Source organism: Bordetella ansorpii (genome assembly GCF_900078315.1).
Classification (GTDB): domain Bacteria; phylum Pseudomonadota; class Gammaproteobacteria; order Burkholderiales; family Burkholderiaceae_B; genus Bordetella; species Bordetella ansorpii.
This window is the reverse complement of record NZ_FKBS01000002.1, coordinates 233,795-247,409: the sequence shown is the minus strand read 5'-3', so window position 1 is coordinate 247,409 and position 13,615 is coordinate 233,795. Positions and strand designations below refer to the sequence as shown.

General features: G+C 66.8%; 10 protein-coding genes. 3 read left to right on the top strand and 7 right to left on the bottom strand.

The annotated features are described in order from the left end of the window. Nucleotides 1-21 precede the first annotated feature (21 nt). Together A7W11_RS01070 and A7W11_RS01065 are read left to right on the top strand one after the other, a co-directional pair. Nucleotides 22-2,988, top strand: a complete 2,967-nt coding sequence (locus tag A7W11_RS01070; RefSeq protein ID WP_082887011.1) for an MHYT domain-containing protein — start codon at nt 22-24, stop codon at nt 2,986-2,988. Nucleotides 2,989-3,142: 154 nt separating this feature from the next. Continuing rightward, entirely contained in the window at nt 3,143-4,162 is a 1,020-nt protein-coding gene (locus tag A7W11_RS01065; RefSeq protein ID WP_066406601.1) for a response regulator, read from the top strand. Here A7W11_RS01065 and A7W11_RS01060 read toward each other — a convergent pair. The 5 genes from A7W11_RS01060 to A7W11_RS01040 all read right to left on the bottom strand — a co-directional run bounded on the left by A7W11_RS01060 (nt 4,079) and on the right by A7W11_RS01040 (nt 7,982). Continuing rightward, complete coding sequence (locus A7W11_RS01060) at nt 4,079-5,617, bottom strand: diguanylate cyclase (protein WP_066406596.1); 1,539 nt, start codon at nt 5,615-5,617, stop codon at nt 4,079-4,081. The two genes, A7W11_RS01065 and A7W11_RS01060, sit on opposite strands and share 84 nt — an antisense overlap. Before the next feature lie 174 nt (nt 5,618-5,791). Then, nucleotides 5,792-6,433 (bottom strand): glutathione transferase, encoded by a 642-nt coding sequence (gene yfcF, locus A7W11_RS01055; protein ID WP_066406594.1) that lies wholly within the window; start codon nt 6,431-6,433, stop codon nt 5,792-5,794. A 150-nt stretch (nt 6,434-6,583) separates the two neighbouring features. Further along, complete coding sequence (locus tag A7W11_RS01050) at nt 6,584-6,913, bottom strand: DHCW motif cupin fold protein (protein ID WP_066406591.1); 330 nt, start codon at nt 6,911-6,913, stop codon at nt 6,584-6,586. A gap of 28 nt (nt 6,914-6,941) precedes the next feature. Next, a complete protein-coding gene (locus tag A7W11_RS01045; protein WP_066406584.1) occupies nt 6,942-7,487 on the bottom strand; it encodes a DinB family protein in 546 nt (181 codons plus the stop codon). Nucleotides 7,488-7,496: 9 nt separating this feature from the next. Continuing rightward, nucleotides 7,497-7,982 carry a GNAT family N-acetyltransferase gene (locus tag A7W11_RS01040; protein ID WP_066406578.1) on the bottom strand — a complete coding sequence of 162 codons (486 nt, stop codon included), beginning with the start codon at nt 7,980-7,982 and terminating at the stop codon, nt 7,497-7,499. 220 nt (nt 7,983-8,202) lie between these two features. Here A7W11_RS01040 and A7W11_RS01035 point away from each other — a divergent pair, with 220 nt between their 5' ends. Further along, on the top strand, nt 8,203-9,120 hold the full coding sequence (locus tag A7W11_RS01035; protein WP_066406576.1) for a DnaJ C-terminal domain-containing protein: 918 nt from the start codon (nt 8,203-8,205) through the stop codon (nt 9,118-9,120). 156 nt (nt 9,121-9,276) lie between these two features. Here A7W11_RS01035 and A7W11_RS01030 read toward each other — a convergent pair whose 3' ends face one another. Both A7W11_RS01030 and A7W11_RS01025 read right to left on the bottom strand, forming a co-directional pair. Beyond that, nucleotides 9,277-11,199 (bottom strand): PhoX family protein, encoded by a 1,923-nt coding sequence (locus A7W11_RS01030; RefSeq protein WP_066406574.1) that lies wholly within the window; start codon nt 11,197-11,199, stop codon nt 9,277-9,279. Nucleotides 11,200-11,421: 222 nt separating this feature from the next. Then, on the bottom strand, nt 11,422-13,404 hold the full coding sequence (locus A7W11_RS01025; RefSeq protein ID WP_066406573.1) for a PhoX family protein: 1,983 nt from the start codon (nt 13,402-13,404) through the stop codon (nt 11,422-11,424). Between the last annotated feature and the right edge of the window lie 211 nt (nt 13,405-13,615).

Genomic DNA, 13,615 nt, shown 5'->3' with positions numbered 1-13,615 from the left:
GCCGAGCGGGAATAGCACGACATGGGTCACACCCATAGCTTGTTCATCGACTCCACTTCGAGCGATGTGATGTATCTGCACGGCGCCCACAACCCGGGGCTGGTGCTGCTTTCCATCATCGTGGCCATCCTGACGTCGGGCATGGCGCTGCAGACGGCGCACATCGCCCGTATCGCCGACTCCGCGCGCTACCGCAACCTGGCCATCGGCACGGGCGCGGTGGCGCTGGGCGGCGGCATCTGGACCATGCACTTCATCGGCATGCTGGCCTTCCAGTTGCCCACCATGGTCAAGTACAGCGCCACGATCACGCTGCTGTCCAGCCTGCCCGGTTTTGCCGCGGCGGCGCTGGCGCTGCGCATCCTGTCGCGTCCGGACGTGTCGCTGCCGCGCCTGATCGGCGCCGGCGTGCTGGTCGGCCTGGGTATCGGCGCCATGCACTACAGCGGCATGGCCGCCATGCAGATGCCGGCCGAGCTGCGCTACGAACCGCGCATGTTCCTGGCGTCCATCGTGGTGTCGGTGGTGCTGGCCACGCTGGCGCTGTGGATCCGCTTCGGCCTGCACCGCACTCGCCTGGGACCGGTGCAGCGGCTGGGCCTGGGCGGCATCGTGATGGGGGTGTCGATCGCGGGCATGCACTATACGGGCATGGCCGCCGCGCGTTTCATCGGCGAGCCCGGCATGGCGCATGCCGACATCGCGCTGGACCCGGTGTTCGTGTCGCTGGCGCTGTCCACCTTCACGCTGACGGTGGCCGTGCTGGTCACCGCCGCCAATGGCCTGATCCGCTACCGCCAGCTGTTCCGCCAGCTCAGCGAGAACGAGTCGCGCCTGCATGCCATCGTCGATACGGTGGTCGATGCGGTGGTCACCATCGACAGCCGCGGCATCATCCGCGCCTTCAACCGGTCGGCCACCCGCATCTTCGGCTGGGAAGCCCACGAGGCCATCGGCCAGAACGTCCGCATGCTGATGCCCGAGCCCGACCGCTCGCTGCACAACGACTACATCGACAATTACCGCAACACGGGCGAGCCGCGCATCATCGGCTCGGGCCGCGAGGTCACGGGCCAGCGCAAGGACGGCACCCTGGTGCCGATCCGGCTGGCGGTGGGACAGGTCGAACTGAAGGGCGAGCCGCTGTTCGTCGGCATCATGACCGACATCACGTCGCGCCACGCCCTGGAGGCCTCGCTGCGCGACGCCGCCGAGCAGGCGCGCCAGGCGGCCGAGGCCAAGTCGGCCTTTCTGGCCAACATGAGCCACGAGATCCGCACGCCGATGAACGCCATCATCGGCTTCACCGAGCTGCTGCTGAAATCGGATCTGACGGCCCTGCAGCGCAGCCATCTCAGCACGGTCAGGCAGTCCTCGCGCTCGCTGCTGGGCCTGCTGAACGACATCCTGGACACCACCAAGCTCGAAAAGAATTCGCTGGAGCTCGAGCACATCGATTTCTCGCTGAAAGACCTTGCCGGCCACATCGAGGCCTCGCTGTCGCTCAGCGCGAATTCGAAGGGCCTGATGCTGCAGACCGACTATCCCAGCGGCATGCCGCAGTATTTCAAGGGCGATCCGCTGCGCATCCAGCAGGTGCTGACCAACCTGATCGGCAACGCCATCAAGTTCACCGAGCAGGGCTACGTCGAAGTCATGTTCCGCCTGGACGGCGAGCGCGTGCACATCCAGGTGCGCGACAGCGGCATCGGCATGAGCACCCAGCAGATGGACACCATCTTCGCGCCGTTCTCGCAGGCCGATGCCTCCATCAGCCGGCGTTTCGGCGGCTCGGGGCTGGGCACCACGATCGCGCGCCAACTGGTCGAACTGATGGGCGGCACGATCGACGTGCAGAGCACGCTGGGCGTGGGCAGTGTCTTCCACGTGCATCTGCCGCTGGCGCTGGGCAACAAGCCTGGCGCGCCCGCGCCCGAGGTGGGGGCCGCTTCGCTGCCGCGGCTGCACGTGCTGGTGGCCGACGACGTGCCCCAGAACGTCGAGCTGCTGGCCCTGACGCTGGAAGAGCGCGGCCACCAGATCATGGTGGCCAAGGATGGCGACGAGGCCATCGCGCTGTTCATGGCGCATTCGTTCGACCTGGTGCTGATGGATATGCACATGCCGCGCACCGATGGCCTGCAGGCCACGCGCCGTATCCGCCAGCACGAGCAGGCCAGCGGATTGCCGGCCACGCCGGTCATCGCCCTGACGGCCAGCGTGATGGAGTCCGACCGGCGCGCGGCGCGCGACGCAGGCATGAGCGGCTTCGCCACCAAGCCGCTGGATACGCCGCGCCTGATGCACGAGATCGCGCGCGTGCTGGGCCACAACTCGACCGTCTCCTACGGATCGCGCCAGGCGGCGGGCAAGGTCGACAGCCACCGCACTCTGATCGACTGGACGTCGGGCATTGCGCTGTGGGGCAACAAGGGCCGGCTGGCGCAGGCCCTGCAGACCTTCCTGGCCGAGGCCACGTTGCGCCATCCCCTGCCTGCCGAGGACGTCGCCGAGATCGACTGGGACGCCACGCTGTTCAGCCTGCATGGCTTGCGCGGCGCCGCGGGCAATCTGGCGCTGCCCCAGGTGACCGAACTGGCGGGCGGGCTGGAAGAGCGCATCAAGCGCGGCTCGCGCGACGACATCCGTCCGCAACTGGCCGAACTGCGCCAGTTGCTGGCCAACGCCGCCGAAGAGCTGCGGCAGTTCAATGCGGCGACCCCTGCTCCTGCGCCCGTGCCGGCTGCGCCTGTGCTGCCGGCCGAGAATCTGCAGCCGCACCTGCGCGAGTTGCTGGATGGCCTGGATCGCAGCGAGTTGCCGGCCACTGCCCTGGACGTGGTCAGCCAGCACCTGCGCGCGCTGGGCCGGAAAGACCTGCACGATGAACTGCACGAGGCCATCGATGCGTTTGATTTCCACCACGCCCGCCTGCTGCTGCTGCAGTGGCAGTCCGGCGCGCCCGCCGATACCGGCATCGCACCATGAAAAATACCCCCCACGCCGCGCCTTCGGCTTGCTGTCCACCTCGCGGCTTGCAAGCCGCTCGGATTCGCCAGGCTTGGGACAGTCCTCAAGGACTGTCCCAGGTCCGGGCTCATCCCCCCAGGGGGGGCGCTTTTCATCTTGGGACGGCCCTGCGATGAAAAAACCGATCGACGCTCGTCCCACCCTGCTGCTGGTGGACGATGAACCCACCAATCTGCAGGTGTTGCGGCACACGCTGCAGGACGATTACCGCCTGTTCTTCGCGCGCGATGGCCGCAAGGGCATCGAACTGGCCCGCATGGAGCATCCCGACCTGATCCTGCTGGACATCATGATGCCGGACATCTCGGGCTACGAGGTCTGTGCCGCGCTGAAGCAGGACGAGGCCTTGCAGACCACGCCGATCATCTTCATCACCGCGCTGGCCAGCTCGATGGACGAGCAGTACGGCTTCGACGTGGGCGCGGTGGACTACATCACCAAGCCTTTCAGCCCGGCCATCGTCCGCGCGCGCGTGCGCAACCACCTGTCGCTGGTGCAGGTGCAGGCCCTGCGCGACACGCGCCTGCAGATCATCCAGCGCCTGGGCGCGGCAGCCGAGTACAAGGACAACGAGACCGGCCTGCACGTCATCCGCATGAGCCACTATGCCAAGGTGCTGGCGCTGGCGGCGGGCTATTCGCAGACCGCTGCCGAAGAGGTCCTGCATGCCTCGCCGATGCACGACATCGGCAAGATCGGCATCCCGGACGCGATCCTGAAGAAGCCCGGCAAGCTGACCGACGAAGAATGGACGGTGATGCGCCGCCATCCCATCATCGGCGGCAAGATCATCGGCGATCACCGCTCCGGCCTGCTGCGCATGGCGCGCATCATCGCCGAGGGCCACCACGAGAAATGGGACGGCACCGGCTATCCGCGCGGACTGAAGGGCGAGCAGATTCCACACGTGGCGCGCATTGTGGCGCTGGTGGATGTGTTCGACGCGCTGACCAGCGAACGGCCGTACAAGTCGGCCTGGCCGGTGGACGAGGCGGTGGACTACATCGTGAAAGCCAGCGGAACCTTCTTCGATCCCGAACTGGTGCCGCTATTCGTGGAGTGCCTGCCCGACTTGCTGGCGATCCGGGACCAGTGGGTCGACACCGCCAGCAACCGCCTGCAGCTCTTCTGAGGGCGCGCCCTCGCGATGGTGGGGCAGCCACAGGTTCAGCAGCCAGCCGTTGGCCATCAGGGTTTCTTCCACGCGGTACACGTTGCCATCGTGCATGGATTGCAGGAAGCTGCGGTGCGGCTGGCGGCGGCGCTCGGTATCGGCGATGGACAGCCAGGTGCGCAGGCTTTGCGTCTCGATGCGCGGGCCGCAGCGCAGCCGATGGCAGTGGTGGATGATGTCGGCGAAGGTGCGCGCCTTGGGCGGTACGCAATATAGCCGGCGGAACGCTTCGTTGGCCCAGGCCATGCGGTCGGAGGGGTCGAAGATGGCGGCCGCGATATTGCCCAGTTCCAGGCCGACCATCAGCCGCCGCTCCAGGGGCAGCAACTGCTGCGAGGCGCCGCGCGGCGGTTCGGCTGGCTGCGGCTCGGGCGCGTCGTCGCCCGCGATCACCACGCAGTTGCGGCCCTGGCCCTTGGCGCGGTAGAGCATGGCATCGGCCTGTTTCACCCAGGCGCCGTGGCTTTCGAGTTCGGGCGACAGCGCCGAGATGCCGATGCTGATGGTCACCGGGCGTTCCTCGATCAGGGGCTCGTCGCGGATGCTCTGCTGCAGGCGGCGCATGAACAGGCCGGCGTTGCGTGCCGACGTGTGCGGCATCAGCACCACGAACTCCTCGCCGCCGTAGCGGCCGGGGGTGTCCGAGCTGCGCAGGCTTAGCTGCAGGCGCTTGGCGAACTGGCGGATGGCCTTGTCGCCCACCGGGTGGCCCAGGTCGTCGTTGATGCGCTTGAAATGATCGAAGTCGATCAGCACCAGGGCGGCGGGTTCGGCATGGCGGCGGTAGCGCTGGAATTCGGATTGGATGACCGCGTCCATGTGCCGGCGGTTGTGCAGGCCGGACAGGGCGTCGTGCAGGCTCAGTTGCGACAGGTCTTCACGCTGCTCGCGCAGTTCGTGCAGCGCCAGATAGGCGATGCGCCCGGTCATGGCCGGATAGATCAGCAGCAGGGGCAGGCAGGCCCAGACCTGTTCGGGGGTGGGGATGGGCTGCCAGTCGATGCCGAACACCAGCAGGCCGGTGACGACGCCCGCGAGATGGAGGCCGGCGCCGCGCAGAAACTGCCGCCAGCCCCCCGCGATCATGCTGTCCATCAACAGCAATGCCAGCATCACGATGCTGAGCAGGGCGTTGAAAGCGATGCCTGCCGCCCACCAGCCGGCCGCGAAATGGTCGATCAGCAGGTTGCGCCGGTTGGCTTGGGTGGGTTGGCCCGCGCGCGCCGAAAGCCGCCAGGCGGCATACGGCCACACGAAGGCGTGCAGGGCATACAGCAGCCACTGCCACCAGGGGGCGTCCAGTTGGTGAAGGATGGGCGCGACCGCCAGGAACGTGAGGCCCTGCGCGAGCGCCCGGGACGGGTAGCTGCCGCGCACGAAGTTTGTCCAGGCCTTGCTGGTCAGGACCGGCACGCGAGCCTCGTTGCCACGCGTGAGCGGTGGAGGAACGCCTGGTTGCGGACGTCGGAGCGCATCAGGTGAGGAATGCCGTGGTAATCCCGTTGTTGTTCTACGATTACTTCGGCGGATTATAGACGCGGATAGTTGCCCGACAGAACGGGAAGCAGTCTGATTTTTGTCGGGGCATCAGCCCTGGGCGGCGGCGTGGTGCCGTACCCATAGCTGCACCGCAGGCCGTTGCCATTGCGCGTCGGCATAGCTGCGCAGTTCGGAAGGCAGTTCGTCGCCATTGCGGGCCAGGCGCTGCAGCATCAGCGCCAGGTCGGTATCGGCGATGCACCAGTCCCCGAAAAGATTGGGTCCGCCGTGCGCCAGCAGTGCCTGGGCGACCCGCACCAATTTGGCGGCCGCGGCCTGTCCGGCATCGCTCAGCGGGGTGTTCACGGGGTGTTCGAAGACGACCTCGGTAGGGCGGTCGAGTCGCAATGCCTGCAGGTCCGAGCGCAGCCAGGCCTGCATCTGGCGGGCCTGGGCGCGGCTGCGCAGACCGGGCGGATACAGGGCCGGATGCCCGGGGGCGGGGAAGGCTTCCTCCAGGTACTGCGCGATGGCGCAGGATTCGGCCAGGTGGAAGTCTTCGTGCGTCAGCGCCGGTACGCGGCCGGTGAGCGAACGCGCCAGGTAGGGCCGCATGCGCTGCTCGCCACAGCCCAGGTCGACGGGCCGCAGCTGCATGGGCAGGCCTTTTTCGGCCAGCGCCACGAACGCCGACATGGCGTAGGGGCTGAGAAAGGCGGCGTCGACGTAAAGGGTGAGGGGGGCAACCACGAAGCATCTCCGGCAATGCTGCGAGAGCGGGTCTGTCCCGCCACGCTCAGGCAAGGGTACCAGCAATTGCGGCGCGGCGCGGGGCGTGGCCCCGCACGGTGTCGCGGGAACGACACGCGGGCGGTCCGGGATGGGCGCCTACACGGCCGGTCAGTCCACGATGAAGAGTTTCGCGCCTGTGCGGGTGCTGGAGCGATGCGGCTCGGCGCCGTCGGCCACCTGGTAGCTCATGCCGGGGCGCAGCACGAAGGTGCGGCCGTCTTCCAGTTCGGTGTGCAGTTCGCCTTCCAGGCAGAGCAGGATGTGGCCCTTGGTGCACCAGTGGTCCGCCAGGTAGCCCGCCGTGTACTCCACCATCCGCACGCGGATCGGCCCGAACTGGCGGGTGCGCCAGTAGGCGAGGCCGGTGTCGCCGGCGTGTTCGGTGGTGGGGACCTCGGACCAGTCGGTAGTGCCGAAGGGGATGTCCTGCATCTGCATGGCTTGTTCCTGTGGGGCAGGCGGCGCCTCAATCGGGCCGCAAAGTGTCGGGAATGCGCACCAGCAGGTCGGTCACGCCGGTATCCACGCCGGCTTGCGTCAGCAGCGTGGCGGCCTGGCCGCGATGGTGCGTCTGGTGATTGAAGAAATGCAGCAGCAGGCTGCCGAAATGGCGTTCGGATACGATGCCCAGCCGGTTGGCGTAGCGCAGACTGTGTTCCAGGTCGGCGTCACGCAGTTCGGCGGCCCACGCCACGATCATCGCATCCAGCGACTGGCGATGCCGCGTCAGGCCGGCGAGGTCGTGGTGCAGGATCGTGTCCAGCGAGGCGGGCGTGGGCGTGTCTTGCAGGGGCGCCAGCGCTGGATGGCCGGCCGGATGCGTGGCGAAGCGCTTCAGCCACGAGATGTCGCCGACCAGGATGTGGTTCAACGTGCCCAGCAGCGAACCGAAGTAGGCGCCGCGCGGGGCGGCCAACTCGGCCTCCGACAGCTGGACGGCGGCCGCGTACAGTTGCCCGTTCATCCAGGCGTTGTAGTCGGCCATCAGGCGGATGTCGCGGCAGTCGGGCATGGTGGGGGCTCAGTCGGCCAGCTTCTTTTGCCAGAAGACGGCCTGGCCGTTGGCATCCTGCAATTGATAGGCCTCGTAGCCCATCTTGCGGTACAGCGCCTGGGCGGGGCCGTTGCCTTCCAGCACCTCCAGCGTGATCTTGCAGCAGCCCAGCCGCCGGGCCGAGGCGTCGAGGGCATCGAGCAATTGCCGGGCGATGCCCTGGCCGCGGAAAGGCGCGGACACCATGAAATCGTGCAGGTTCACCAGCGGTTGGCAGGCGAAGGTGGAGAAGCCTTCGAAGTAGACGGCCAATCCGGCGGGCTTGCCATCGACGTAGGCCAGCAGCGCGTGCGCCCAGGGCCGCGCCGCCAAGGCCGCCGGCAACTCGCGGCAAACCCGTTCGGGCAGGGATTCGCCGCTGCCCATGTCGCCGCTGGCGTACTCGTTCAGCAGCGCGATCAGGTCGCGCGCATGGTCGGGGTTGGCGAAATCGACGTCGATGATGTCCGGCATGGGGTGGTCTGGGAAGATGGCGGGAAACGGGTGACCGCCGGGCAGGGTTTGCCTTCGGAGATGGGCGGCGGCTTCATGCCGCAGCAGTATAGAAGAGCCGCCCGTGCGGCGGTGCGGCATTGAATATCCACCGGTCTACCCCCATCTGCAATGCATCCCCGGGATGCCGCCGCGCCCGTCGCCCGCGTGCGTCCTCTACCATTCTGAAAGCGAGCCGTTCATGGAGTTCAAGGACTACTACGGCATCCTCGGCGTGGCGCGCACGGCTTCCAACGAAGACATCCGGCGCGCCTACCGCAAGCTTGCCCGCAAGTATCACCCCGACGTCAGCAAGGAGCCCGACGCCGACGCGCGCATGCGCGAGGTCAACGAGGCCAACGAAGTGCTGGGCGACGCCGAGAAGCGCGCCGCCTACGACCAGGTGCTGGACGGCGGCCACCGCCAGCCGCCGCCTGGCTGGGAACGCGACTTTGCCTTTCGCGGCGAGCAAGGCGGCGCGGATGAGTTCAGCGAATTCTTCTCGTCGTTATTCGGCGCGGGCCAGGCCGGCTCGCGCGCGTTCCGGGCGCGTGGCGAAGACCATCATGCCGTCATCGACGTCGATCTGGACGATGCCCTGCAGGGCGCCACGCGCGAGGTCAGCCTGCGCACCGTCGAGGCCGATGCCCAGGGGCGCCAGCAGATCCGCACCCGCACGCTGAGCGTGCGCATTCCGCCTGGCGTGCGCGAGGGCCAGCAGATCCGGCTGGCGGGTCAGGGCATGCCCGGCATGGGTGGCGGCGGCAACGGCGACCTGCTGCTGGAGGTGCGTTTCCTGCCGCACCGGCTGTACCGGGCCGAGGGCCGCGATCTGCACATGACTTTGCCCGTCACCCCCTGGGAGGCCGCGCTGGGGGCGTCGGTGCGGGTGCCCACCCCCGGCGGCGCGGTCGAGATCACCGTGCCGCCCGGCTCCGTCGCGGGCCGCAAGCTGCGCCTGAAGGGACGCGGCCTGCCCGGCAAGCCCGCGGGCGATCTGTATCTGTCGCTCGAGGTGGCCCTGCCGCCGGCCGACAGCGAACGCGCGCGCGAGCTGTACGAGCAGATGGCGCGCGAGCTGCCGTTCGACCCGCGCCGCGCGGCGTTCGGCACGGTCTAGGGGCCTGTTGATACTAAAAGGAGCCTCGCACGCGAACAGAAGCGTGCGGATGGCGAGGCCCGCCGCGCCGTCGCGGCAGGCCCACGGCGAGCATTCGGCTTGGACGGCCCCCTGCGGGACAGACGGGCCGGCGTCAGCGCCGTCCCTGCCCTCGGGTCAAGCGCCTTTGGCACGCAGGTCCACACCCGTGATGTACCCGACGCTGGCGCCGTAGCGGTCCTTGTAGTTGGCCTTCACCAGCGGGTCGAGCTTGTCCTTGACCTTGTCGTGGAAGCCCTTCCTGTCCCAGTCGCCGGCATGCTGGAAGTTGCTCATGATGTAGGTCCAGCCATTGATCTCGTCCACGGCGTGCAGGCCGGTGGATTCGGCGCCGGCCGGCGTCGACAGGATGCGCGACAGTTCCTTCGTATCGACGTTGTAGGCCCACAGGAAGTTGTTGACGTGGTTGCCGCTGTCCTCGCCGATGAACAGGGTGCGCAGCTTTTCCGAGAACTTCAGGTTGTCGGGGCTGGCGATGTGGTCCGGGTGCGCGGTGTTGCCCAGTTCGTCGGCGGCAATGTCCTGGCCCGTCAGCAGGGTGGACGAGACGGTGGGCACCCAGTCGCTGCGGATCGGCTGGCCCCGGGTGTCTTTCTGGCCGCCCTGCATTTTGTGCGCCAGGATGCCGCCGGCCTGCAGTCTCCGGTCCAGCGCGATGCCGCTGTCTTCGTACCAGCCGCGGCCGCCCTTGACCATCGAGTCGACCACGTTGGCCAGCGCCGAGTAGGCGATCTTGTCCCTGATGTTGACGGTGGTGCCTTCGTTCTTGGTCAGCGCCATGCTGGCGCCGACGTAGGCGGCGTAGCGGTGCGTTTCGAGAAAGGCCGCCGCTTTTTCCATCCTGGGCTTGATGCGGATCCAGTTCGGCTGGCCGTTGTGGTGGATCGCGGTATAGCTGGCGTCGTTCGGGTTCTTGGTGGCGACGTCCATGATGTCGCCGATGGTCAGTGTCGCGGCCAGCGCGCGGATCTCGTCGCTGGTGGCGTGGCCCAGCCGGATCCATCGCATCGTGCCGCCGCCCACGCCTTGCGACGAGGTCTGCGTGTACCGGGCCACGTACAGCGTGCCGGCTGAAAGATCGGCCGCCTGGTCCGCCACGAACATGAACAGGCCGCCGTTGGTGGCGTCGTCGCCCATCAGCGCGGTGCGCTGGTCGGGCATGACCTGGATCAGCTCGTGCGAGATGCGGCCCAGGCAGTAGTGCTTCCTGATGCTGCCGGTGCCGTCGGGATGCACGGTGACTTCGGGCAGGTGGCCGTAGTCGTAGGGATTGGCCGCATGGTCCGCCGAGCCGTAGAGGTTGGCGCCGAAGGTCTTCATCTGGGCACTGTCGGGCTTGGCGCCGTCGGGTTCGTACTCTTCGCTGGACAGGTGGGTGTTCCAGGGCGACAGGCTGGCGCCACAGGTGATCCACAGGCCCTTGACCTTCGACGTGTCCACGTTATGGTATTTGACCAAATCGAGAGCGCCGGTTTTCGGATCCTGGTCCAGCGTCAGTACGGCGATGGGCGAGGGCAGGCGGCCGTACATCTCGTCGCCCTTCAGGTTGCGGGTGGTGTATTCGAACTGCACCACCGCGAACACGGTGTTGCCTTTCACGCCTTGCACGCTGGGGCGAGCCAGCCTGATGAGCGAGGAACCGTCCGGACAATCCGAATAGAACTGGCGCGGCGTGGCGCCCGAGGTGTCCATGATGGGCTTGTTGTGGATGTCGTAGTAACCGCCCGCCAGCGTCTGGCCGCCATGGCCGTCGGGCACCTGGTCGCCGGTGGTGAAGAAGGGCTCGTAGCCCAGTTGGTAGGTCTGCTTGCTGCCGTCGCTGTAGGCAACTTCCAGGGCGGACTTCACCAGGGTCGTGGCCATTTCCTCGGGCTGGGCCAGCGTGGGGGCGGCCATGGGCACGAAGCGGGCGGAGGCGAAGGTGGCGCCTTTCGGGGCCGCCCAGGCGGGAGCGGCGCCGAAGGCGCCCACGGGCAACAGCGGCGCGCCGGCCAGCAGTTTCAGGGCGCGGCGGCGCGAGGAAGAGGTCGTCTCAGGCATGTCGGGGTCCGATTGCGAAAGGATGGAGGGCAAATCGCTGGCCCACCATGCGCACGACCCGGCAGGCTACGCCATGTTCGGCCTGCTGCGTGAAAGCAAAATGACATGAAAAAGCGCGAACACATCGCGCATCGACCTGGAGGAGAGGAGACAGATCGATGCGCGGCGGTTCGCGCCAGTGCCGTGAGGCGGGCCGTCCGGGGACGGCCGGGGGTTACTGCCTTACTTCTTTTCGCTCATCGTCAGGCCGGTGATGTAGCCGACCGAAGCCGAGAACTTGTCCTTGTAGGCGGCATCGATCAGGGGTTCGATTTCGCTCACCAGATCGGTGGGCATGGTGCCCAGGAAGTCGCCAGCGTGCTGGAAGTTGCTCATGATGTACGTGAAGCCGTTGAGTTCGTCCACGGCGTGCAGACCGGTGGACTCGGCGCCGGCGGGCGTGGAGAGCAGACGCGACAGTTCCTTGGTGTCGACGTTGTAGGCCCACAGGAAGTTGTTGACGTGATAGCTGCTGTCTTCGCCGATGAACAGGGTGCGCAGCTTTTCCGAGAATTTCAGGTTGTCGGGGCTGCCTACCAGTTCGGGATCGCATTCGTTACCCAGTGCGTCGGCCGTGTCGAGATCCTTGCCCACGAACAGCGTCGAGTACGAAACGGGCACCCATTCGCTGTCGATGGCGGCAGCATCGGTGTCGGCTTGGCCGCCGGCCATCTTGCTGGCAATGACGCCGCCGGCATCGATGACCTCGTCCACGCCGGGACCGCCGGCGGGGTTGCTCGTTTCGCCGGCAACCATGGCGCTGCCGATGTTGGCGATGGCCGAGTACAGGATCTTGTCCTTGATGTTGACGGTGGTGCCTTCATTCTTGGTCAGCCACATGCTGCCGCCGACCATGGCGGCGTAGCGGTGGGTTTCCAGGAACGCCGCCGCCTTTTCCATGCCATCAAGGACGCGGACATATTCGGTCCTGCCATTGAAGTTGATCTGCGTGTAGCCGGTTGCGGCGGTCGCGGACTTCTCCATGATGTCGGAGAAATTCAGGCCGCTGGCCATGCCGCGGATTTCTTCGCTGGTCGCATGGCCCAGCTTGATCCACTTCAGGCTGCCCGAACCCAGGCCGACAGAGGCGGCTGCGCCAGTGCCTTGCGTGAACTGGGCGACGTAGAGCGTACCGGCGGACAGATCTTTTTCGCGGTCGGCGACGAACATGAACAGACCGCCGTTGGTGGCGTCATCACCCATCAGAACGGTACGCTGGTCGGGCATGACCTGCACCAGTTCATGCGAGATGCGGCCCATGCAGTAGTGCTTCTTGATCGTGCCGGTGCCGTCCGGGTTCACCACGACTTCGGGCATGTGGCCGTAGTTGTAGGCGCGGGCACGGGCGCCCGAGTTGGCGTACAGGGCATTGCCGAAGGCGGTCAGCTGGGCGTTGGTGGCCAGCGAGGCGTCGGGTTCGTACTCTTCGCTGGACAGGTGGGTGTTCCAGGGCGACAGGCTGGCGCCACAGGGAATCCAGATGCCGTTGACCGAAGAGGTGTCGACGTTGTGGTACTTGACCAGCTTCAGCTCGCCGGTCTCAGGGTTCTGGTCCAGCGTCAGGATGCCGTACGGCGCGGGCAGGCGGCCATAGGTCGTGCCGCCAGCCTGGTCGACGTCGTTGTATTCGAACTGCACGACGGCGAACAGGGTGTTGCCGGTGACGCCGGGAACCGTGGGGTTGTCCAGCTTCAGCAGCGACGTGCCATCCGGGCAGCCCGAGAAGAACTGGCGTTCCTTGCCCACCACCGAATTATCGATGATCGGGTTGTTGTTGATGTCGTAGTAGCCGCCGGCCAGCGTCGTGCCGCCGTTGCCGTCCGGCACCATGTCGCCGGTGTTGAAGAACGTTTCGTAGCCCAGCTGGTACGTGACGACGGTGCCGTCGTCATACGTGACTTCCATGGCCGACTTGACCAGGGTGGTGGCCATGTCGGCAGCCGTCGACGGCGCAGCCATCGGCACGAAACGGGCCGACACGAACTGGGCGCCAGGCGCCGGGGTCGGCGTGCCGGGGTCGGTGGGCGTATCGTTGTCGTCGTCATCGCTGCCGCCACAGGCGGCCAGCAGGACGGAGGAACCCATGGCGGTGCCCAGCGGCAGGAGGGGAGCGCCCGACAGGAACTTGAGGGCGCGGCGGCGAGAGAGTTGGGTCTGGTCGGTCATGGTCTGGTCCGATGGCTGTAGGGGAGCTTAAAAAAAGATGTCGCCAGCGCGAGCGGGCGACGGGTGACGAACATCTAGGATTCGGCGGTGAAACAAAAAAAATTGGTGCAGCAAAGAAAGGACGCGCAACGAAAACTGACGGAATGATGAGACGGAAAGATGAAAGCTAAATGACACCGGGCTGTCAGGAGGGCCAAAAGCGGCGTCATCA